This window comes from Martelella radicis (assembly GCF_014196625.1).
GTDB classification, from domain to species: domain Bacteria; phylum Pseudomonadota; class Alphaproteobacteria; order Rhizobiales; family Rhizobiaceae; genus Martelella; species Martelella radicis.
The window spans coordinates 303,773-326,054 of the sequence record NZ_JACIDZ010000004.1 but is presented as its reverse complement, the minus strand read 5'-3'; the positions used below and the strand labels follow the sequence as shown (position 1 = coordinate 326,054).

Sequence of the window (22,282 nt, the reverse complement as noted above, 5' to 3'; positions counted from 1 at the left end):
CTCTAACGACCAGGATGCCGGACGACCTTCCGCCCGCACACATCATACCACAAGCCGCTATACACAGGATGCCGGCTCAAGGCCGGCATGACGGAAAGGCTGGGCAGGCGACAATCAGAGCGTCGTCGCCGCAGGTAAGCACGGTCTACCGCGTCAGCCGCTTGTACGTCACCCGCTTCGGGTTGACGCTTTCGGGGCCGAGCCTTCTGATCTTGTCGGCTTCGTAGTCGGCGAAGTTGCCCTCGAACCATTCCACATGGCTGTCGCCCTCGAAGGCGAGGATGTGGGTGGCGAGGCGGTCGAGGAACATGCGGTCGTGGCTGATGACCACGGCGCAGCCGGCGAAGTTTTCCAGCGCGTCTTCCAGCGCCGCCAGCGTCTCGGTGTCGAGGTCGTTGGTGGGCTCGTCGAGGAGGAGCACGTTGGAACCGGATTTCAGCATCTTGGCAAGGTGAACGCGGTTGCGCTGGCCGCCGGACAGCGTGCCGACCTTCTGCTGCTGGTCGCCGCCCTTGAAGTTGAACGAGCCGCAATAGGCGCGGCTGTTGACCTCGTGGCTGCCGAGCTTGATCACGTCATTGCCGCCGGAAATCTCTTCCCAGACCGTCTTGTTGCCGTCGAGCGTATCACGGCTCTGGTCGACATAGCCGAGATCGACCGTCTCGCCGATGCGGATTTCGCCGGCGTCCGGCGTTTCCTGGCCGGTGATCATGCGGAACAGCGTCGATTTACCGGCGCCGTTCGGGCCGATAATGCCGACAATGCCGCCGGGCGGCAGCTTGAAGGAGAGATCGTCGATCAGCAGGCGGTCGCCATAGCCCTTGGAAAGGCCTTCCGCATCGATGACCACCTGGCCGAGACGCTCGCCCATGGGGATGACGATCTGGGCGTCGCCCGGACGGCGGTCGGCCGCCGACTTGACGAGATCGTCATAGGCGCGGATACGGGCCTTCGACTTGGTCTGTCGGGCCTTGGGATTGGACGAGATCCACTCCTGCTCGCGCGACAGCGCCTTCTGGCGGGCGGCATCCTCGCGGCCCTCCTGCGCCATGCGCTTGGCCTTTGCCTGCAGATAGGCCGTGTAGTTGCCCTCATAGGGAATGCCGCGGCCGCGGTCGAGCTCAAGGATCCAGCCGGTGACATTGTCGAGGAAGTAGCGGTCATGGGTGATCATCAGGACGGCGCCCGGATATTCGCGCAGATGCTTTTCCAGCCAGGCGATGGTTTCGGCGTCGAGATGGTTGGTCGGCTCGTCGAGGAGCAGCAGGTCGGGCTGTGAAAGAAGCAGGCGGCAGAGCGCGACGCGGCGCTTTTCACCGCCTGAGAGGTTGACCACATTGGCTTCCCCCGGCGGGCAGCGCAGCGCGTCCATGGCCATTTCCACCTGGCTTTCCAGGTCCCAGAGGTTCTGACTGTCGATGACGTCCTGCAGCTTGGCGGCCTCGTCGGCTGTCTCGTCGGAGTAATTCATCATCAGTTCGTTGTAGCGGTCGAGGACGGCCTGCTTGTCGGCAACGCCTTCCATGGCGTTTTCCATCACCGTCTTTTCCGGGTTCAGCTCCGGCTCCTGCGGCAGATAGCCGACGGTTGCGCCGTCCGCCACCCAAGCTTCACCGGTATATTCGGTGTCGAGGCCGGCCATGATTCGAAGAACCGTCGACTTACCGGCGCCGTTCGGGCCGAGAATGCCGATCTTCGCATCCGGATAGAAGGACAGGTGAATATCCTCGAGAACCTTCTTGTTGCCATAGGCCTTGTTGAGGCCTGCCATGTGATAGATGAACTGACGTGCCATATGCCGCGTGATCCTGGTTTGAATTGCTTCATTCTCTTGGGCCGCTATTTAGGCGAAACACTCCCCTTTAACAATGCGCCTTGCGAGAATTGACCGATTTGTCCCTGCCCCATGGTGGCCTTGATCGGGTCACGAATTGAACAATCGCCGCCGCCATACGTTTTTACGTTACGAGAAAACGAGAAGAGGAAGGACGCGACGATGGTACACAAGAAAGCAGCTTTCTTCGGTAAACCGGTAGAGAACACCGAGGACTGGAAGGAAGGCGCGCGGAAGGAAGACGCAATCGCCTCCGAACTGGCCGCCTCCGGCCTTGTGGACGCGACCGAGGTGCAGGTCACCGTCGAAGGCGACGAGGCGAGGCTGATGGGCGATGTCTATCTGAGGGAAGAGATCGCCACCGCCGGCAATATCGCCCTCGGCGTCGAAGGCATCAACCGCGTCAGAAACGGCCTTCGGGCGCGCGAGCACTCCATCCAGAGCAGAGGCAAGGAAGCCGACGCCCGCGCCCAGACGCGCACGCTGTAGGCCTCATCGATCAAGGCCTGCGCGGTCGACAATGCCGCCCTCGCAGCCGAACGACGTGCCGCCCGCCGACTGGATGAGGTCTGCGAGCGGTTTATCGTTGCGATAATCAGCGCCGAGCCCGATGGTCAGTTCGGTGATCAGGAGGCGCCCGTCATCATCCTTGCGGCATTTCATCTTCACCCGCCGTGCCGCGCCTTCCCCGAAGGCCTCGTCAAAGGCATGCATGACCGCCTCGGACGAGACATGTTTCCCGGTATTTTCCGCAAACAAATCGGCTACCCCCGATATGTTCAGGTCTTCCATCAGGGCGATCGAGCGAGCGTAGTACCGTTCCGCATCCATGCCGCTGCAGGTGCCGTGCTTGATCCATTCATGGCGCTGAAGGCCTGACTGCGTGCCGGGCATGACCGTCTCGAGCAGATGCCTGGTTTGGGCGTCAAGTTCGAGCGCGGGAAGCTCAAACCAGTCGCCCGCCTCATCCAGCTTCCTCGGCTTTGCGGCGACCCCGCAATAGTTCCTGCCCATCGGCCACAGGCCGTGCAACGAGAAACGGCGGGCATCGAAGCGGTCTCCGGTCTGGCTGCGGCATTCGGGCTTTTCAGGCCGCCCCTCGCAGAAGGCCGGCTGCCAGCTGACGGCCAGAAGCGCCACTGTCTTGCCGGCCATGGCAGTACTGCCGGTCCCGAGCATGACGAAAGCCGCGAAAAGGCCGAGAACAGATCTTGATATCTTACCGGTCACATTCACTCTCCCAAACACAAACGGCCCCCGCAAACGCGGAGGCCGCCCAGTATCCTCAGAGTCGAGGCAATCAGTCCAGTGCGGCTGTCACGGTGAACTCGACCAGGATCTCCGGCTTGGCAAGCTCGGCCTGGCTGGTGGCGCGGGCCGGCGGATTTTCCGGATCGATCCAGTCCTTCCAGACGGCGTTCATCTCGGCGAAATCGCTCATATCCTTCAGATAGATCAGCGTCTGCAGGAGCTTCGACTTGTCACTGCCGGCGGCGGCCAGAAGTCTGTCCACCTTGGCAAGGCAGTCCTTCGCCTGCTCGGCCACGGTCGCGCCCGAACCCGTCTGGCCGGAAAGGTAGATCGTGTTTCCATGAACAACGGCGCCCGTCATCAACGGGCCGACTTCAATACGTTTTACAGTCATTTATCACTTCTTTCCAATGTGATTTACAAACAGAAATTCATCCGCGGAACCGCTTCGCTTCCTCATAGATGCGGGTGGAGCGGGCGCCTGATCGGCAATAGCCGAGCACGGGCTTTTCAAGATCGTCCAGCGCGTCGACCATGCCGGTCACCGCGTCCGGGGTCAGCCCCATGCCGCCGACCGGCACATGGGCGACGTAAAGACCTTCCTTCTCGGCGGCAGCCGCGACATCGGCGAAGGCGGGTTGGCCGGGCTCCTCCTCGTCGGGCCTGTGGCAGACGATGGACTTGAAGCCCGCCGCCTTGATCTCGGCGACGTCTTCCGGGGTGATCTGTTCGCTTACGGCGTAAAAATCATCGATGGGACGGATATTCATTCCGGCACTCCTTGCGTTTTGCCAGGAAATTAAGACAAAGCCGCGCCATTGCAAGGGCGAAAGGGTTCAGGCGAAGCGAATGCGCAGGCGAAAGGTCCGGGCTTCATCCGGTGCCAGCGGCTCCAGTGCGCCCTCCTCCGAGAGCTTCCGCCGGCTGGTCCAGCGATGCGAGGCAGGCTCGATGCCGACGATATGGGCCGGGGCCTCCTGGTTACGCCAGATCTGCAGGAAAGGCAGCGTCGCCGTATCCACCTCGAGATGAAACGACAGCCCGCCGAGGGCGGCGATGGGGCCGAAATGCGTGGACGACCATCCGTCTTCGCCGGCAACGGCCGGCACGCAGAAAATGCCGTGATCGCCCTCGCCGAAGCGCCAGGGCAGCGACTTTTCCGGCAGCGAGTGGCTCTCCAGCCGCACGCCGTCATCGAGGTGCTTCGCTCCGAAATTGATATGATACATCATCATCGCCGGCAGCGGGCGATCCGATTTGTTGACCACGGTATCGGTGAGTTCCAGAACCCCGGATGCCCCGTTCAGGGTCCACTGGCGCTCGATCAGCATGTCGCCGCCATTGGCGGTCTTCACCGGGATATGGCAGACGCACTCCGCGCCCAGATCGCTGATCTCCAGCGATTTCACCGCCGGCGCATTGCCCGAGGCCGAGCCGTGCAGCGGGAAGAACCTGCCCTCATCGCCCTCCACCGGTTCGGGGTGGCGGATATGATCGGGACCGCAGGTAAAGAGAAAGCCCTCGAGCGAATGGTCGATCCGGGCATCGCCGTCGTCGGGGATCGCCCGCTTCGGCGCGATGTCGACGCCGGCGACGACGCAGCCGGCGATATCCATGACGGAGGTGGGATCAAGAAAGACGCGGGGTCCGTTACCGGCGGCAAATTCTATCATTTTGTTAACCAAGTTACTCGGTAGTGGAAACAAGCGCGTTCAGCGAACGTTCACCTGAAAAGCGCCCCAATGGACAGTCAATAGGCAAAGGCCACGCTAGGCGAAACATCGCTCCAATGACAGCAGCAATGCGTTGAGACCATGAAAAAAGCGACCTTTTACACCATTCCCTTGCTGATCGCCGCGCTCGCCCTACCGGCGACGGGCGCCCATGCGCATGAACCGCTCTACAAGAACGGGCAACAGATCTTTCTCGTCGCCCCGGACGGGAGACAGCTCGACTATATTCCCGAATATGGCAGCGTGGTGATGGGCCGGGATGCAAGAGGACGGCCGATCCTGCTCGATCGCAACGGCAATCTGGTCGCGACCGAAATGTCTGCCGGTGACTACCGGGCTATCCGCGACAGCTACGGCGGCGCACCGGACCCGGCCGCCAACGGCTGGGGCCGCAGGGACTGGCGGCAGAACGGCGACCGGTACGCCGCGCGGCCGAACCGGCCCGGCGCGTTCGAAGAGGCCCCGCCGCGCTGGAGTGACAGCCCGCCCGCCGCCTTCCCCCAGGCGCCCGAAATCCCGGCGCCTGCCACACCTGATACGGCCCAGGAGCGCCCCGCCGTCAGGACAAGCAGCGCCAAGCCGGACATGAACGTCGTCGCGCTTCAAGTGTTTCTCGACCGCAACGGCACGTCCCCGGGCGTCATTGACGGGCTGATGGGCGACAATGTCCGCAAGGCGCTTGAGGCCTATGCCGAGAAGAGCGGTCGCGCGATCGACCCGGAGGCCGACAAGGAGACCATCCTGCAGTCGCTCTCGCTGGAAGGCGGCCTGCCGGTCCGGACATACACGATCACGGCAGAGGACGCCGCAGGCCCCTATGTCGCCAGCATCCCCTCCGATTATGGCGAGAAAGCCCAGCTTGCCGAACTGTCCTACACCTCCGTCTCCGAAATGCTGGCCGAGAAATTCCATATGGATGAGGGCTTTCTGAAGGCGCTCAATCCCGACGCCGATTTCTCCCGTCAGGGCACTGTCATCAAGGTGGTGAACCCCGGCACCAAGCAGAAGGGAAAGGTCGCCCGCATCATCGCCGATAAGTCCAGAAAGCAGCTCTTCGCCTATGATGCGGCGGGTGCCCTGGTAGCGGCCTATCCGGCCACCATCGGCTCAGCCGACACGCCCTCGCCCTCCGGCACGGTCTCGGTCGAGCGGATCGCGCTTGACCCGAACTACACGTATGATCCGGAAAAGAACTTCAAGCAGGGCGACAACAACCGCGTGCTGACCATCAACCCGGGCCCGAACGGACCTGTCGGCAATGTCTGGATCGCGCTCTCAAAACCGAGCTACGGCATTCACGGCACGCCCGATCCGGCCCGGATCGGCAAGACGTCCAGCCATGGCTGCGTGCGCCTGACGAACTGGGACGCGCAGGAGCTTGCCGGCATGGTGAGCCCCGGCGTGACGGTCGAGTTCATCGACTGAGCACGCCCGGCGAAGCCGACAATCGCCAAAAAATGACTTTCAGGATGTGACTGTTCGCAAAAACGGGCGTGCCCCGTCTTCGCAAATGCGAAATATTCGTTTATGTTCGGACTATAGTTTAGCCAATTCCGATAGTTCTTTTCCAATACGGCTGCCGCTGCAGGGGTAGCCTGATTTCAGCGGCTCGCTCCGAACATGAACGACATTACCTCTTTCGAGATCATAGGCATGTTTTCCGAAATCGCGGCGTCGGTTTCGCGCAACAGCCACTGGCTCACCCGGCTCGACACAATCACCGGCGATGGCGACCATGGCGAGGTCATGGCCTCCGCCTTCATGGCGATGGAGCACCAGCTTGCCGCCATCGATCCCTCATCCGTCACGCCCGCCCAATTATTCGACATGGCTGCGGAAACCTTCCTGACGATCGACTCGGCCTCGGCCCGGCTTTACGCATCGGCCTTCCGCCGCGCGGGCAGCCGCCTTCCCGGACGCCATGTCATCACCGAGGCGGAATTCGATCGCGCCTTCGAGGCGATGGCGAGCGGCATCATAGACCACGGACAGGCGAATGCGCCGCACAAGAACATGGTGGACGCTTGGAATCCGGCGCTCCTGGCCTATCGCTCCGCAAGGGATACGGGCGGCCCGCTCAGCGACAGTCTGACGGCCGCCGCCGATGCAGCGCTCGCTGGCGCCGAGCCCGATCCGAAGCGGGCAGATCCCCTGCCCTTCGCCCATCCCGACAGGGTGATGGACCCAGGCTGCGCCTCGGCGATCCTGATCATGCGTTCGATGCGATACGCCCTGCAGGAGTGAGGCAAAGCGGGCTCTCACAAGCCGGGGCCTTTTCTTGATCGAGGCCTGCCCTACATCATGGCCATTCATTGCCGTGACGGGACATCATGCCGAACAAGACGCCTGCCATATACTGGATCCGCAAGGACCTCCGCATTGCCGACAATCGCGCGCTTCTGGCCGCGGCCGAAAACGGCCGGCCGGTCATTCCGCTTTTCATCTGCGAGGACGACAGAGCCGGCGCGCTTGGCGGCGCTCAGTCCTGGTGGCTGGAGCGCTCGCTCGCCCGCCTCGGCGAATCCTATGAAAAGCTCGGCGTCGGACTTGTTCTGAAAAGCGGGGATCCCGCCGAGATCATACCCGATCTCATAAGGGAAACCGGTGCCGAGGCCGTCTACTGGAACCGACGCTATGCGCCCGACGGGATAAAGACCGACAAGGCGCTGAAGCAGAAGCTCAAGGCAGAGGACATCACCGTCGAAAGCTTTGGCGGCCACATCCTGCACGAGCCATCGAAATTCAGGACAAAGACCGGCGGCCCCTACAAGGTCTATACCCCGTTCTGGAAGGCATTCTCGGCCGAGCCGCACGTCCCGGACCCGCTCGATGCGCCTGAGCGGCTGGAAAAGCCCGGTGCGATGCCCGAAAGCGAGAGGCTTGCCGACTGGGCGCTTTATCCGGGAAAACCGGACTGGGCTGAGGGGTTTGAACCGATCTGGACACCGGGCGAGGCCGGAGCATGCGAAAGGCTTGACCGGTTCCTTGACGAGATCGCCGAGGACTATGCTGCCTCGCGCGACAGACCGGACATCGAGGCGACGTCCATGCTTTCCGCGCATCTCGCCCTTGGTGAAATCTCTCCGGCAACGGTCTGGCACAGAGTCAACGCAGCCAGGGACCTTTCGGCTGAAAACAGGAAAAAATACCTGCAGGAACTGGTCTGGCGCGACTTCTGCCATCACCTTCTGTTTCACGCGCCCGACCTTGCGACTATAAACTGGAACGACCGTTTCGACGGGTTTGACTGGTCCGATGACGACAAGGCCTTCGAGGCTTGGAAGCGCGGCCGGACCGGCTATCCGATCGTCGATGCGGGCATGCGTCAGCTCTGGGCCGAGGGAACGATGCACAACCGGGTGCGGATGATCGCCGCCTCATTCCTGATCAAGGATCTGATGATCGACTGGCGCAGGGGTGAGGCATGGTTCCGCGACACGCTTGTCGATGCCGACCCGGCCTCCAATCCGGCCAACTGGCAATGGGTGGCCGGTTCCGGCGCCGATGCCGCGCCATTCTTCCGCATCTTCAACCCCGTGCTCCAGGGCGAGAAATTCGACCCGAAGGGGGATTATGTCCGCCGCTATGTGCCCGAGCTTGAGGCAATGCCGGCAAAACACATCCACGCGCCGTTCGACGCGCCCGAAAAGGCTCTGAAGGAAGCGGGCGTCACGCTCGGAGAAACCTATCCAAAGCCGCTTGTCGACCACAAGACCGCCCGCAAGAATGCCCTTGCCGCGTTCGAGAAGATCAAGGACTGAAATGGCTTTGCGCCAAACAGCCCTTCCGCGCAATCGATTTCCTTGCCCGCCCCCGGCGGCGGGTTCATAGGGAACGAAAAATCAAGGATTTTGCGATCATGACGACACCAAGCTCGGTCATAGACCTCATCGGAAACACCCCTCTGGTCAAACTCAAGGCGGCTTCCGAAGCCACGGGCTGCTCCATCTACGGCAAGGCCGAGTTCCTCAATCCCGGCCAGTCGGTCAAGGATCGCGCCGCGCTCTACATCATCCGCGATGCCGAGAGGCGCGGCCTGATTGCGCCCGGCGGCACCATTGTCGAAGGCACGGCCGGCAATACGGGTATCGGGCTCACCATGGTGGCCAACGCGCTCGGCTACAAGACGGTGATCGTCATTCCCGAGACGCAGGCGGAAGAAAAGAAGGATGCACTTCGCCTTCTGGGCGCGAGACTTGTCGAGGTGCCCGCCAAGCCCTACCGCGACCCGAACAATTACGTGAAGCTCTCCGGCCGGCTGGCGAAACAGCTGGCGGCGAGCGAGCCGAACGGCGCGATCTGGGCCAACCAGTTCGACAACACCGCCAATCGCGACGCCCATATCGAAACCACGGCGGAAGAGATCTGGCGCGACACCGACGGCAAGATCGATGGCTTCGTGGCGGCCGTCGGCTCCGGCGGCACGCTTGCCGGCACCGCCATGGGCCTGAAGGCCAGGAACCAGGACATCAAGATCGCCATCGCCGATCCGGAAGGCGCAGCCCTGTTCGAATATTACACCAATGGCGCCTTGAAGAGCGAGGGCGGTTCGATCACCGAGGGCATCGGCCAGGGCCGCATCACCGCCAATCTCGAGGGCTTTGCGCCCGATTTCGCCTTCCGCATCGCCGACAGCGAGGCTCTGCCGCTGATATTCGATCTCGTCAGCCATGAGGGCTTGTGCCTCGGCGGTTCATCGGGCATCAATATAGCCGGCGCTATCCGGCTTGCGCGCGAGCTCGGCCCCGGCCACACCATCGTCACCGTGCTGTGTGACTATGGCAACCGGTACCAGTCGAAGCTCTACAACCCTGCCTTTCTGAAGGAAAAGGGCCTGCCCGTGCCGGAATGGCTGACGGCGAAAACGGAGATCGCCGTACCGTTCGAATAGAAAGTGACCCATGCCTGTTGATGCCCTCTTCCGCGACGATTTCTACCTTGCCAGGTGCGATGCGGTGGTCACGGCGGTGCATGACGACGGCACGTTCGAAACGGACCGGACATGCTTTTACGCGACCTCGGGCGGCCAGCCGGGCGATACCGGCCTGGCCCGGCGCGCCGATGGATCGACGCTTCATCTCGACGTGACCCGCCATGGCGACGGGAAGGACGTCATCCTGCATGTTCCAGCCGAAGGCGAAACGCCACCTACCTTTGGTGAGGCCCTGGCGCTCGAGATCGACTGGCCGCGCCGGTTCAAGCTGATGCGCATGCACACGGCCTGTCACCTTCTTTCCGTTGTCTGTCCCTGTCCGATCACCGGCGCCTCCGTCGGCGAGGACGAGTCGCGCGTCGATTTCGACATGAGCGAGACCATCGACAAGCAGGCGGTCAGCCAGGCGATGATGAGGATCGTCGCCGAGGACCATCCTGTCTACGTCCAGTGGATCAGCGACGATGAGCTCGCCGCCAACCCCGACATCGTCAAATCGAAGAATGTCCGCCCGCCAATGGGCATGGGGCGGATATCGCTTGTGTGTATCGGGAAGGACTCATCGGTCGACAGCCAGCCCTGCGGCGGCACGCATGTGGCCTCGACCGCCGAGGTCGGCGCCGTCTATATCGGCAAGATCGAAAAGAAGGGCCGCGAGAACCGGCGCTTCCGCATCCGCTTTGACGCGTGAGCTATCTGTTTTTCAAGGAGTATGATCGAGATGAGTGCTGAAAGCCGGTTTATCGTGTCGCCGGACTGGGTGGCAGAACGCCTCAGGACACCCGGGTTTGCCGTCATCGATGCCTCATGGTATCTGCCCGCCCATAACCGCGACGGCAAGGCGGAATATGCCGCAGGCCACATTCCCGGCGCCGTTTTTTTCGATCAGGACGAGATCGCCGACAAGACGACCGGCCTGCCGCACTCCCTGCCCTCGCCCGAATTCTTCGCCGCCGAAATGGGACGGCGCGGCATCAGCGATCGTCACACGATCGTGGTTTATGACGGCCCCGGCTTCTTCTCCGCACCCCGCGTGTGGTGGATGCTGCGGATCATGGGCGCAAGCGACGTCTATGTGCTGAACGGCGGGTTTGACGGCTGGAAAGCGGACGGCCATCCGGTCGAAGCCGAACTGCCAAAGCCGGAAACCGTAAGTTTCTCGCCGCAATTTGCAGGTCATAGGGTCACGACATTCAACGCGATGCGCGACATCATCGCCTCCGGCAGCCGCCAGATCGCCGACGCGCGCGGGGCCGGCCGGTTCGAGGCAGCCGAACCGGAACCGCGCCCGGGCATGCGCGCCGGCCACATGCCGGGCGCCAGGAACCTGCCGGCCACAGCTTTTTCGAAAGACGGACGGTTTCTTTCCAATGCCGAACTGAAGGCGCTGTTTGATGAAGCCGGAATAGACCTCAACGGGTCCGTGGTGACAAGCTGCGGCTCCGGCGTCACGGCGGCGATCATCACGCTGGCGCTCGAGAGCCTGGGCCATCAGAACAACAGCCTCTATGATGGCTCGTGGTCGGAATGGGGCAGCCGCGACGACACCGCAATCGTGACCGGAAAGGCCTGAAGCAGGATGAAAAGCAAAGAGCAGAAGCCGATCCGCGTTCATGTTACGGAACTGGAAATGACGGCGCCGCCGAAGGCGCACATGATCGCGCCGTCCAATCTGCATATCGCACTGATGCGCGTGCCCGATATTCCGCTCCCATTCTACCGTTTCCTCTATCGCCAGGTCGGCACACGCTGGGAGTGGGTGGATCGCGTGCGCATGGAAGACGAGGAGCTGTCGGCCAACATCCACAATGACCGCACCACGATCACGGTCTTCTATCTTGAGGGAGCGCCTGCCGGCTTTTACGAATATCAGCAGCAGGATGACGGGGTCACCGAGCTCATTCATTTTGGCCTGTTCGAGCGCGCGCTCGGCCTTGGCGTCGGCAAATGGTTTCTGCTTCAGGGGCTGAAGGCGATGTGGGCCGACAAGCCGGAAAAGATCATTACCGCGACCAACAGCCTTGATCACCCGCGCGCGCTGCAGCTTTACCAGCAGTTCGGCTTCTCGCCGGTCTCGACCTATGAAAGCGAGATCACCCCGCTTTCGGACGCCGAACTGCTTGCCTTTGCCCGCAAGATGTAGCCCGCGCCCGCAAACCGGAGGCGGACTGTCGCGAGCCTTGTCGCTCAGTCTTCTCCGGAAGACGATTGGTCGTCGTGCGGCCCGCCGGCCTTTTCGATCCGCTCGGCTAGAGCCAGAAGCTCGGCGACGACGGAGCCTGCTGCGCCCGCGTCCTCTTCCAGCCTTCGATCTATGACCTCGCGCATGTTGAGAAACGCCGCCTCCACGCTGCGCGGCAGATTGTCGCCGCCGCGCGCGCGTTCACGCTTGCGTTCGCGCGCACCGAGGCGTTCGGCAACCGATTTCAGCGCCGTGACCGCCATTTCGGCTTCCGGCGCCTCCTCATCGAGATAGGCCTGGCCCCTTTCGGTGATCGAATAGGACTTTTTGTTGCCGTCGGCAGAAACCGCGACATAACCGCCATCCTCGAGAAATGAGAGCGTGGGATAGATCACGCCCGGGCTAGGCGAATAGAAGCCGCCGCTCAACTCCTCGATGGCCTTGATGATGTCATAACCGTGACGCGGCTCCTCAGCGATGAGCTGCAGCACGAGAAACCGCATCCGGCCATGGCCGAGAAGCCGGCCGATCCGGCCGAAGCCGTCATCGCCGCCTGATCCACGGCCGCCTCCCCCGTGGCCGCGCCCCGGCCCTCGTCCCTGTCCTCGTCCCGGTGCGCGCGCCATGGCGATGCGCATGCCGCAATCCTGGCCGTGCCCGCTGAAACGTCCCAACATGATCTGTGCCTTTCAATCATTTTCGATATATCGAAATATAGATCGAAATCAGATCAACGCAAGCTATTCGATATATCTAAAACATATTTTTTCAGCGAATGTGCCGTGATCGCCGGAAGACGCCCCGAATGTCTGCCTCCGGCGAATAGGTTCCCTTACGAACGCAATGCCCCTCCGTGACCGGGTTGATCGCCCGCACGGAATTTCCTTGCGGGACACGGCTTGTCTCGCCGCCAAATCAGACTATTATTCGAACAAGAAGAACAAAATTCGCAGGGAGTTCGAAAATTGGACCTCGACGACATCGATCGTGCGATTCTGAAAGCTCTTCAGAACAATGGCCGCATCACCAATGCCGAGCTGGCCGAAACCGTGGGCCTTTCGCCCTCGGCCTGTTCGCGCCGGCTGGACCTTCTGGAAAAAAGCGGCGTGATCGAGGGCTATACCGCCAGGATCTCGCCCGAGGCGCTTGGCTACAAGATGACGGCGCTGGTCCACATCTCGCTGTCCGGCCAGTTCGCCCGCACGCTTGCGGAGTTCGAGGAGGCCGTCCGGCGCTGCCCGAACATCATTGTCTGCTACATGGTGTCGGGCCAGTATGACTATATCCTGCGCGTGGCGGCAAAGGACCTGAAGGATTATGAGCGCATCCACCGCGACTGGCTCTCGGCCCTGCCGCATGTGGTGCAGATCAATTCGTCCTTTGCGCTGAGGCCGATCATCGAACGGCTCAATGTCGATGTCGACGCAGCCTTCACGGCGCCGACGGCTTGATCATCAGCAGCCAGTCATCGCCATCCGCATGCCAGTCGGGCGCCGTCACCAGGGTCTGGCGCGCCTTCTCCTTGAAGCCGAGACGCTCGTAGAACCGTCTGGCGGGCGCATTGGCGTCGGAGACGATCAGGCTGATATCGCTGTCACCTGAAAGCCTGTCCGCCTTGTCGAGCAGGAACGATCCGAGCCCGCGTCCCCTGTATTCCGCATAGGCCGCCAGCACATGGATGTGGAATGTGCCCTCGGCCTGGCGTTTCAGGTCGCGCAGAGGCGTCACCACGGGATGATCGATCTCGCAGCCATAGCCCGGCGCCTCGCCCTCAAGCGGATAGGCGAGCATCAGCGCGGCGACGTCCGAACCGAGCGTGGCGACCGTGCCGTTGGTCCAGGAAATCGCCCCTTCATCGCGTGCGGCAAGCGTGCGGCCGACCTGCCACGGGTCTTCCCGTCCGCCCTCAAGCTGGCCCCAGCACCACAGCGGCAGGCGATGACCGGCGATATTGATCAGCCGCACCATGTCCGGCACATCCTCGCGGGCCGCATTTCGGATCGTGAAACTGGTTACCAAGCTTTCCTCCCGTATTGACGGCCGGCACGCCCTCCAAATAGCGTACCACTTTGGTTTCATTGTCGACCCAAGGTTGGTGCTTAATCACGCCCGATGTCAACCGCCTGTCACACGACGGTGCGAAGCGATGATGGCGTTCCATAATTTTCCGCGCAAGCGATGAACCCCGGAGCTCTCATGACCACGACCCTTCTGATGCCATCGATCTCGCGCCGCGCCCTTCTGAAGGGCATGACGGCCGCTTCCGCGCTGATCGCGCTCCATCCCTTCGCCGTCCATGCGGCCGAAAACCAGGCGCATCTGCGGCTGATGGAAACCACGGACATCCACGTCAACGTGTTTCCCTACGACTACTACGCCGACAGGCCCAACGACACGATGGGTCTGGCGCGCACGGCCTCGATCATCGATGCGATCCGCGCCGAATCGGCCAATTCCATGCTGATCGACAATGGCGACTTCCTCCAGGGCAACCCGATGGGCGACTATATCGCCTATGAGCGGGGCATGAACGAGGGCGACGTCCATCCGGTGATCAAGGCGATGAACGTGCTTGGTTATGATGTCGGCACGCTCGGCAATCACGAGTTCAACTACGGCCTCGACTTCATGTTCAAGGTCGTCGGCGGCGCGAACTTCCCCTTCGTCTGCGCCAACCTGACCAAGGGGCAGCTTGCCGGCGACCCGCGCAATGACGACCTGATGTTCAAGCCCTATCTGATCAAGGAAAAGATGATCACCGACGGCGCCGGCAACACAAGCCCGGTCAAGGTCGGCTTCATCGGCTTTGTGCCGCCGCAGATCATGGTCTGGGACGAGAAGAACCTTTCCGGCAAGGCCAATACCCGCGACATCGTTGCCGCAGCCGAAGTCTGGATACCGGTAATGAAGGAAGAAGGAGCGGATATCGTCATCGCCCTCTCCCATTCCGGCATCGACGGTACCGGCCCTGCCGAGCTGATGGAAAACGCCTCGCTCTATCTCGCCGGCGTTGACGGCATCGACGCGGTCTTCACCGGTCACCAGCATCTGGTCTTCCCCGGCCCGACCGATTTTCAGGGCATTGCCGGCGTCGACCCTCAAAAGGGCACGCTTCAGGGCAAGCCCGCCGCCATGGCCGGCTTCTGGGGTTCGCATATGGGCCTCATCGACCTGCTTCTGGAAAAGGACGGCAATAGCTGGAAGATCGTCGACTTCACCACCGAGGCGCGGCCGATCTATCACCGCACCGAGGACCGCAAGGTCGTCGCCGATGTCGCCTCCGACACCGCCGTCGTCGCCGCCGCCAAGGCCGATCACGAGGCAACGCTCGAATATGTCCGCACGCCCGTCGGCAAGACCTCGGCGCCGCTGCAGTCCTATTTCGCTCTTGTCGCCGATGATCCCTCCGTCCAGATCGTCTCCAAGGCGCAGACCTGGTATACGAAGGAGATGCTGAAGGACAGCGAATACAAGGACTTCCCCGTCCTGTCCGCGGCAGCGCCCTTCAAGGCTGGCGGTCGCGGCGGTCCGGACTATTATACGGAAGTGCCGGCGGGCGACATCGCCATCAAGAACGTCGCCGACCTCTACCTCTATCCGAACACCACCCGCGCCGTGCTGATCAACGGCGCGCAGGTGCGCGAATGGCTGGAAATGTCGGCGGGCATGTTCAACCAGGTGGAACCGGGTGCCACGGATGCCGCCCTGCTGAACCCGGATTTCCCGTCCTACAATTTCGACATCATCGACGGCGTTTCCTACAAGATCGACCTCGCGAAGCCGGCGCGCTACGCCAAGGACGGCAGCCTCGCCAATCCCGACAGCCACCGCATCATCGACCTTTCCTTTGACGGCAATCCGATCGATCCGGAACAGCAATTCATCGTCGCCACCAATAATTACCGCGCCGGCGGCGGCGGCAATTTCCCGGATATCAATGGCGACGTCATCGTCTTCGTCGGTCCGGACACCAACCGCGACGTCATCGTCCGCTATATCGTCGATCAGGGCACGATCAACCCGTCCGCCGATTTCAACTGGACCTTCGCCCCGATGCCCGGCACCACCGCCACCTTCGAAACCGGCCCGCGCGCCAAGGCCTATATCGACGACGTGAAGGGCGCCAGGATCGAAACCGCCGGCGACGGCGAGAACGGCTTTGCGCTTTATCGGGTGGTTCTGTGATCGGTTGATTTTGCGGCAAAGCGGGATGACAGGAGCCGGCCTGAGGGCTACTAACAAACCCGCCCCACCCTCTTTCGTCACCCTCGGGCTTGTCCCGAGGGTCCAAGCACCTACCCGCGCGACAAGCCTTTCGGATTAAAATGGAAGAAAGAACAGCGTCTTACAACCGCAGACTCCGCTCGCATGGAGGGGTGATTAGATCCTCGGGTCAAGCCCGAGGATGACGTTGAATAGAGGGGGACGTTTGTCAGCAAACTGGGGCCAGCCTTGGGACTGGGCGTTGCTCGTCATCGCTGGCCCACTTCGCACACTAATCGGGCTTTGACTCAGTGAGTGCAGATCCAGCACAGCGGGAACACGCATCAAGGAGCCGGTCGGCGGAATGCCCGATATTGAATATGGATGATAAAATAGCTGTCATGAGGGACTGCGATCTTCACGCCTGCTACCGACCCCATTCACCTGTCTCGACCGAGTTTGAGGCTATACAATTCGCTTTGCGTTGATGAGATAAGGGCTGGCGATGGCGTCCATCCAAAGGCATCTAGGAATTCAGCTATTATAGAAAGAGAGATGTCCTTTGGGTCACCAAGCAATAGCTCTGATGTCTTCAGAGATCTTTCAACCGCAATGCTTTCTGAACTGGTGGTCATTGGAGATATGAAATCCAGCCGATTGGGGTCCTCAACCCATAGCCTGCGTCCTCGGGTATTACCGAGAGATATTTGAATTGTCGCGCCTTCTTTGTATAATCCGGCCACTCGGAGACGGTGTGCAAATTCGGTCACTTCGGTAACCGTATACATGAAGCTTCCGACCGCAAGGACGGGACCCGCGGGCACATTGCCTTCCTTACTAAGGTCCTCACGAAGGGCCTTGTAGTGCAGGAACTGACCGCTTTTATACATGCGCCAGAACTCGACATGGTGATACCAGTCACACCACTCTTGGGCATATTCTGCGTGGTGTTCGTACCCGCCATGCTCATCGTTCCGTGACGCAACGTGCGGATAGTCCCAACCACGTAACGATACGCTGGCTTTATTTACAACTTCTCTGGCAGTCGCGACAGTTAAGGACTCGGGGATTACTGTCGGGCGGATCACCACACGGACGAAGCCAACAGATTTTATCTTTTCCAGTAGGTCTTGAGGCATCATAGACCGCCAAGCTCCTTGTCGAAAATCTCTGCCATTTTTGTGGCCAGAGCGGGCGCGCCAAGAGGCGCGGCCGTCTCAATAGACCCGGCCTCAAGGCCCAGATTATGGAAGTGCCGCATTGTCTGAATAGCTGCGCGTTCGATGATGTCACGCATGTCGTTTGCATTATCGACGCGCGCACTTTTGGGGCGTCCGGTTTTGCTCCGGTAGTACATCGCTCCGCGTTTCAACTCGTTTTTGGCTCCCCCGTCTCTACTGCAGATTACGGGCGTTCTATCAAATGCCGCGACGCTGATTATCACAAAATGCAGGCCTGTTGCGTCGGGGAGCTTATCAATCGAAAAAGAGACGTGTGGGTCCGCAAAAAGCCCTACTCTGTCCATCATGGTATCGGGACTGAAACTATCCAGTTGCTCTTGGCTAACACCTTGGCGCGTTAAGGTCCCGTCCTCAATACCTATCACAATGCGCCCGCCATCCTGGACATTCGCCATGGCGAGGATGTCTTTGACAAGGCCTAGGTCCCAGCCCATTGCGCCTTTGAACTCAAGGCTGTCGCTCTCTTGTGCACCCTGCAGCAGCTCCTCAAGTTCTTCAGTGGTCACGTCTGGTCATCTCCGCAAGCAGATATCTAAACAGTTGCTCAAAAGGCCTTTCAGCACAAGAGTCGCCCCTTCGTTTTCAACGCGCTTAACCGTCTTTACAGGAGGCTGTGCAAAAAAGGATTGCGGAGATCACCCAATACTAGACACTCCACTCAAATAAACGGAACGGCAGCTTTCGGGCGTGCCGCTGGTCGGTCGAACGTCCAAAATGGAGGCGCAAAGCAGTCGCCAATAGTCACCCCTCACACAACAGTCTCAGGCCGCCCAACTCCCTGCCCCAACAAAAAACTCACCCCTCCCGAAGCATCTCCCACACAGCCGCCACAAGCTGCTTCAGGTTATACGGCTTCGGCAGGAAGCCGAATTTGGCATCTTCCGGCAGGTTTTTTGCAAAAGCGTCGTCGGCATAGCCGGAGACGAAGATGAATTTCAGTTCCGGATATTCCTTGCGCGCCTCGCGCAAGAGCGTCGGGCCGTCCATTTCCGGCATGACCACGTCGGAGACGACGATGTCGACCGCGCCTTCCAGCTTTTCCAGGATCTTCAGCGCATGCACGCCGGTGTCGGCCTCGTGCACGGTGAAGCCGCGCATTTCCAGCATGCGCTTGCCCGAGCGGCGCACGGCGTCCTCGTCTTCCACCAAGAGCACCACGGCCGACTGACCGGTGAGGTCCATATCCTCCTCGCGGGGCGCCTCGTTGTCGCTCTCATTGCCCTCGGAGAAGGCCGAGGCGATCGGCTGGCCCTTGTGGTCTTTCGGCGCCTCGACCGTTTCCTCTGTTCCCACGCGCTGATGGCGCGGCAGGAGGATGATGAAGCGGGTGCCCTTGCCGACCTCGGAGACGGCGTTGAGGAACCCGCCCGACTGGGTGACGATGCCATAGACCATGGCAAGGCCGAGCCCGGTCCCCTTGCCCACATCCTTGGTGGTGAAGAAGGGCTCGAAGATCTTGTCCAGCACTTCCGGCGGAATGCCCGTGCCGGTATCGGCGACTTCGATTTCCACGTAATCGCGCTCCGGCACCTCGCGCAGGCCAAGGCTCGCCACCTCGCCGGCGGCGATATTGCGGGTGCTGATCGTCAGCGTGCCGCCCTCCGGCATGGCGTCGCGCGCATTGACGCAGAGATTGGTGATCACCTGGCCGAACTGGCCCGGATCGGTACGCACCGGCCAGAGATCGCGGGCGAAATCGGTCGTCAGCCGGATATCCGATCCGCCGGTCAGCCGCTCGATCATCATCCGGTTGTCGCCGATGACGTCGTTGAGATCGACCACTTCCGGCCGCATGGTCTGCTGGCGCGAGAAGGCAAGCAACTGCCGCACCAGGCCCGAGGCGCGGTTGGCATTGCGCTTGATCTCGACCAGATCGGCAAATTCCGGGTCGGAAGCGCGCGACTGCAGCAGAAGATGATCGGCCGACAGGAGAATGGCCGTCAGCACATTGTTGAAATCATGGGCGATGCCGCCGGCAAGCGTGGCGACGGCATTGAGCTTCTGCGTGCGCGCCATCTGCGCCTCGAGCGCCTTCTGCTCGCTGATCTCGATGACATAGACAAGCGCCACGGCATCCGGCCCGCAATCGCGCGCGGCATGGACGAAAACCCGGAAATGGCGGGCATCATCGCGCGCATGGCGCACCTCGAAAGGGGCGATCTCGCCCTGCCCGTCGGCGGCAGCCGCCAGCGCGTCGCGCGCCTTCTGCCGGTCGCCTTCCTCGATCAGCCCGCCGATGCGCGCGCCGCGCCCGACTTCGTCGCGCTTCAGAAGATCGGGGAACATGGCGAGGAAGCGCGCATTGGTGGTCAACAGACGGCCGTCGCGATCGAGCGTGGCAATCGCCATCGGCGTGTCGTCGAAGAAACGCCCCTGGCCCGCAAGGCCGGTCTCGGCGCCCTTTCCTTCCTCGCGCTTCAGCACCACGGTGCGGCTTTCCGCCGGGTGGCCGTCACGGCCGCCGGTCAGGTCATGCAGCAGGGTCACCGGCATATGGCGCCCGGACGGCAGGCGCAGCGAGGCCTCGACCGTCTCGCTCAGCCGCTGCCCCGGCTCGGCCGCTAGCGTGTCGATCAGGGTCATGCCCTCGCCGCCGACGACATCGGCCAGACGCACCGTCCCGGCGACGAAGCCGGCAAGGTCGATGCCGAGCCAGCCGGCGAGCGTGGCGTTGAGATAGCGGATCTTCCCCTGGCCGTCCGATGTCAGGAAACCGACCGGCGCATGATCCAGATAATCAATCGCCTTCTGCAACTCCTTGAAATAACGTTCCTGTTCCTGCCTCTCCTCGGTAATGTCGGAGACCTGCCAGATGTTGAAATTGCGGGTGTGGGCGCGGCTGTCGGTCACCGGAAAGAACCGGGCGCTGAGGCGATACCACCGCGCCTCGCCCTTGCCTGAAAGCGGATGCGCCAGGCGGAACTCCTCCTGGTCGTCGTCGCCGCCGCGCACAGACTGCGTCAGCCGGTAGAGGGTTTCGGAGCTCTCCGGCTCCTCCGACAACAGGGCCTCGAGGCTCGGCGGCGAACCGCCATCCGTTACCCCCGTCAGCCGGCCATAGGCCGAATTGGCATAGACCATCCGGTCGCGGTGATCGGTGATGACGACCGCCTCGGGGAATTGATCCAGGAACGGGCCGGCAAAGCTGTTCTGGCGGGCTCCGGGAAAGATCTCAGCAAGACCGGTGAGCACGGCAAGGCCGAAAAAAACGCCGAGAACCGCAAAAAGGCCCAGAATCGCCAGCAGGATATCCTCCGGCAGATAGCCGCGATACTGATAGCCGATCGTGACGATCACCGCCAGAATGAGCAATACAAGCGCAAGCTTGGCGACAACGCCGGAGCCCGGGCCACGCCTGACAACAGGCTTGGCAGCCTTTTCGCTCTTTCGAACCATTGTAACCTCATCATCTGCACTGTTCAGCACGAAGCCGCTTCAACGCAAAATTCCATCACCACGCCAGCCGCCGAAGCCGGAATGCCGGATTTCCCGGACGCGCCGGGACCGGCATCGACGGGCAAGTTTTAGCCATTCTGACGCGTCAGAATAGGCCGAAATGCTTAATTTTGGGTGTTGGCCGGGCAATTTTCCGAAGCTGGGACAAAGCTCTGCGTTTCGACCTTGAAGGTCCCGACCAAAAAGTTGATATTCCGAACACAAACCGCGTATTAAACCACTACGCGAAATGAACTCCTCCGGCCGCAACCCTGCCCGGACCCTTGAATGAAGACTGCCGATTGAAAGACGAGCGATGGGAAACATGACATTCAGCAACGCCATTTTCGATTTCCCGCTGCTGTCCCTTGGCGTCATCGTGCTGGCGATCCTGGCGATCTGGTTCCTGCTGCGTCACCGGCCGCCGTCCCCCTTTATCAAGGGTGGCAAGAACAGGCGTCCGCGCCTTTATGTCGTCGATGCCGCGGCTGTCGACGCCCGCAGGCGCGTCGTGCTCGTGCGGCGCGACAATGTCGAGCATCTGGTGATGATCGGAGGTCCCAACGACATCCTGCTTGAAACCCGCATCCCCGCCCCCATCGGCACACGCCACAGGCCGCAGTCCGCCCAGCAGGAAGCCAAGAACGAACCGCAGAAGCCTACAGAGGAAAAGCGCGAAGCCGAGTGATTCGCCGGACAAAGGGCCACAAGGCGGCAATGTCGGCGCCGCCGAAACGCGGCCGGAAGGTCATGGCATCACGGTGACGGAACGATGCTGAGACATCAAGGCACCAGCCGACCATCGGCGGCCCGGACACAACAGAAGCATCAAACCAAAAGGCCGCGTCCTCATCGGACGCGGCCTTTTGATGTGTTATTCTATTCGTCGCGGTAGACTTTCTCGCGTCGCTCGTGACGCTCCTGCGCCTCGATCGACAAGGTCGCGATCGGCCGCGCGTCGAGACGCTTCAGGCCGATCGGCTCGCCCGTCTCCTCGCAATAACCGTAGGTCCCTTCGTCAATCCGCCGCAATGCCGCATCGATCTTGGAAATCAGCTTGCGCTGACGATCTCTCGCCCGCAATTCGATGGATCGGTCGGTTTCGGAAGAGGCCCGGTCCGCAAGGTCCGGATGATTGGCGCTTTCGGCTGCCAGATTGTCGAGCGTTTCGCGGGCTTCCCGCAAAATATCATTTTTCCAGGCGATCAGCTTCGCGCGGAAATAGGCTCGCTGGTTGGGATTCATGAACTCTTCGTTATCGGAGAGAACATAGCTACTAAGATCAATGTTCTTGTTCAAAGCCATTCTCCTGAACAACACCCCACGGGCGCTGTATATCCCAAACAAACCTGATTATTCAAGCCTCTGCTGTAAATTTGAGCAGTCTAAAAACTGTTGAAAAAATAGGCCGACTTTCCGGTATTTCTGCAAAAAAAGAAGGCAACTGCCATAAAACATTCATCTGCGGCC

The 22,282-nt window shown here is 61.3% G+C and carries 21 protein-coding genes and 1 pseudogene; 11 read left to right on the top strand and 11 right to left on the bottom strand.

The annotated features are described in order from the left end of the window. Positions 1–145: 145 nt before the first annotated feature. A complete protein-coding gene (ettA, locus tag GGR30_RS08825) occupies positions 146–1,795 on the bottom strand; it encodes an energy-dependent translational throttle protein EttA (RefSeq protein WP_183485006.1) in 1,650 nt (549 codons plus the stop codon). Between the two features lie 201 nt (positions 1,796–1,996). Between ettA and GGR30_RS08820 the strand changes: the two genes are divergently transcribed. Further along, a complete protein-coding gene (locus GGR30_RS08820) occupies positions 1,997–2,323 on the top strand; it encodes a BON domain-containing protein (protein ID WP_183485003.1) in 327 nt (108 codons plus the stop codon). A gap of 3 nt (positions 2,324–2,326) precedes the next feature. Here GGR30_RS08820 and GGR30_RS08815 read toward each other — a convergent pair whose 3' ends face one another. The 4 genes from GGR30_RS08815 to GGR30_RS08800 all read right to left on the bottom strand — a co-directional run bounded on the left by GGR30_RS08815 (position 2,327) and on the right by GGR30_RS08800 (position 4,758). Next, positions 2,327–3,064, bottom strand: coding sequence for a ribonuclease T2 family protein (locus GGR30_RS08815; RefSeq protein ID WP_343066478.1), 738 nt, complete (start codon positions 3,062–3,064; stop codon positions 2,327–2,329). Positions 3,065–3,134: 70 nt separating this feature from the next. Continuing rightward, a complete protein-coding gene (locus GGR30_RS08810; protein WP_183485000.1) occupies positions 3,135–3,479 on the bottom strand; it encodes a RidA family protein in 345 nt (114 codons plus the stop codon). 37 nt (positions 3,480–3,516) lie between these two features. Next, the gene (locus GGR30_RS08805) at positions 3,517–3,855 is read right to left on the bottom strand and encodes a protein tyrosine phosphatase family protein (protein ID WP_183484995.1); all 339 of its coding nucleotides are present in this window, start codon (positions 3,853–3,855) and stop codon (positions 3,517–3,519) included. A gap of 66 nt (positions 3,856–3,921) precedes the next feature. Next, positions 3,922–4,758, bottom strand: coding sequence for a DUF4432 family protein (locus tag GGR30_RS08800; RefSeq protein ID WP_183484992.1), 837 nt, complete (start codon positions 4,756–4,758; stop codon positions 3,922–3,924). A gap of 141 nt (positions 4,759–4,899) precedes the next feature. Between GGR30_RS08800 and GGR30_RS08795 the strand changes: the two genes are divergently transcribed. From GGR30_RS08795 to GGR30_RS08765, 7 genes are all read left to right on the top strand, one after another. Continuing rightward, the gene (locus GGR30_RS08795; protein WP_183484989.1) at positions 4,900–6,243 is read left to right on the top strand and encodes a L,D-transpeptidase family protein; all 1,344 of its coding nucleotides are present in this window, start codon (positions 4,900–4,902) and stop codon (positions 6,241–6,243) included. Between the two features lie 195 nt (positions 6,244–6,438). Then, on the top strand, positions 6,439–7,062 hold the full coding sequence (locus tag GGR30_RS08790) for a DAK2 domain-containing protein (protein ID WP_183484986.1): 624 nt from the start codon (positions 6,439–6,441) through the stop codon (positions 7,060–7,062). An 86-nt stretch (positions 7,063–7,148) separates the two neighbouring features. Continuing rightward, positions 7,149–8,579 carry a cryptochrome/photolyase family protein gene (locus GGR30_RS08785; protein ID WP_183484983.1) on the top strand — a complete coding sequence of 477 codons (1,431 nt, stop codon included), beginning with the start codon at positions 7,149–7,151 and terminating at the stop codon, positions 8,577–8,579. A gap of 98 nt (positions 8,580–8,677) precedes the next feature. Then, positions 8,678–9,709 carry a cysteine synthase A gene (locus tag GGR30_RS08780; RefSeq protein WP_183484980.1) on the top strand — a complete coding sequence of 344 codons (1,032 nt, stop codon included), beginning with the start codon at positions 8,678–8,680 and terminating at the stop codon, positions 9,707–9,709. 10 nt (positions 9,710–9,719) lie between these two features. Then, on the top strand, positions 9,720–10,442 hold the full coding sequence (locus GGR30_RS08775) for an alanyl-tRNA editing protein (protein WP_183484977.1): 723 nt from the start codon (positions 9,720–9,722) through the stop codon (positions 10,440–10,442). A gap of 30 nt (positions 10,443–10,472) precedes the next feature. Next, a complete protein-coding gene (gene sseA / locus GGR30_RS08770) occupies positions 10,473–11,324 on the top strand; it encodes a 3-mercaptopyruvate sulfurtransferase (RefSeq protein WP_183484974.1) in 852 nt (283 codons plus the stop codon). A 6-nt stretch (positions 11,325–11,330) separates the two neighbouring features. Then, the gene (locus tag GGR30_RS08765; RefSeq protein ID WP_183484971.1) at positions 11,331–11,894 is read left to right on the top strand and encodes a GNAT family N-acetyltransferase; all 564 of its coding nucleotides are present in this window, start codon (positions 11,331–11,333) and stop codon (positions 11,892–11,894) included. 44 nt (positions 11,895–11,938) lie between these two features. On the opposite strand, the gene GGR30_RS08760 is transcribed toward GGR30_RS08765, so the two are convergent. Continuing rightward, positions 11,939–12,610 carry a PadR family transcriptional regulator gene (locus tag GGR30_RS08760; protein WP_183484967.1) on the bottom strand — a complete coding sequence of 224 codons (672 nt, stop codon included), beginning with the start codon at positions 12,608–12,610 and terminating at the stop codon, positions 11,939–11,941. Positions 12,611–12,898: 288 nt separating this feature from the next. Between GGR30_RS08760 and GGR30_RS08755 the strand changes: the two genes are divergently transcribed. Next, complete coding sequence (locus GGR30_RS08755; protein WP_183484964.1) at positions 12,899–13,384, top strand: Lrp/AsnC family transcriptional regulator; 486 nt, start codon at positions 12,899–12,901, stop codon at positions 13,382–13,384. On the opposite strand, the gene GGR30_RS08750 is transcribed toward GGR30_RS08755, so the two are convergent. After that, positions 13,365–13,952 (bottom strand): GNAT family N-acetyltransferase, encoded by a 588-nt coding sequence (locus tag GGR30_RS08750; RefSeq protein WP_183484961.1) that lies wholly within the window; start codon positions 13,950–13,952, stop codon positions 13,365–13,367. The genes GGR30_RS08755 and GGR30_RS08750 overlap by 20 nt on opposite strands. A 177-nt stretch (positions 13,953–14,129) precedes the next feature. Between GGR30_RS08750 and GGR30_RS08745 the strand changes: the two genes are divergently transcribed. After that, positions 14,130–16,118 (top strand): bifunctional 2',3'-cyclic-nucleotide 2'-phosphodiesterase/3'-nucleotidase, encoded by a 1,989-nt coding sequence (locus GGR30_RS08745; protein ID WP_183484957.1) that lies wholly within the window; start codon positions 14,130–14,132, stop codon positions 16,116–16,118. Between the two features lie 458 nt (positions 16,119–16,576). On the opposite strand, the gene GGR30_RS08740 is transcribed toward GGR30_RS08745, so the two are convergent. From GGR30_RS08740 to cckA, 3 genes are all read right to left on the bottom strand, one after another. Then, complete coding sequence (locus GGR30_RS08740; protein WP_183484954.1) at positions 16,577–17,278, bottom strand: hypothetical protein; 702 nt, start codon at positions 17,276–17,278, stop codon at positions 16,577–16,579. Further along, positions 17,275–17,883 (bottom strand): RNA-binding domain-containing protein, encoded by a 609-nt coding sequence (locus tag GGR30_RS08735; RefSeq protein ID WP_183484951.1) that lies wholly within the window; start codon positions 17,881–17,883, stop codon positions 17,275–17,277. The genes GGR30_RS08740 and GGR30_RS08735 overlap by 4 nt, the downstream gene beginning before the upstream one ends. Before the next feature lie 289 nt (positions 17,884–18,172). Then, complete coding sequence (gene cckA, locus GGR30_RS08730) at positions 18,173–20,773, bottom strand: cell cycle histidine kinase CckA (protein WP_183484948.1); 2,601 nt, start codon at positions 20,771–20,773, stop codon at positions 18,173–18,175. Positions 20,774–21,224: 451 nt separating this feature from the next. Here cckA and GGR30_RS23750 point away from each other — a divergent pair. Continuing rightward, positions 21,225–21,401: pseudogene (locus tag GGR30_RS23750) on the top strand (flagellar biosynthetic protein FliO); the annotation flags it as partial. A 290-nt stretch (positions 21,402–21,691) separates the two neighbouring features. Here the strand turns inward: GGR30_RS23750 and dksA are convergent. Next, positions 21,692–22,111 (bottom strand): RNA polymerase-binding protein DksA, encoded by a 420-nt coding sequence (dksA, locus tag GGR30_RS08720; RefSeq protein ID WP_183484940.1) that lies wholly within the window; start codon positions 22,109–22,111, stop codon positions 21,692–21,694. Positions 22,112–22,282 lie beyond the last annotated feature (171 nt).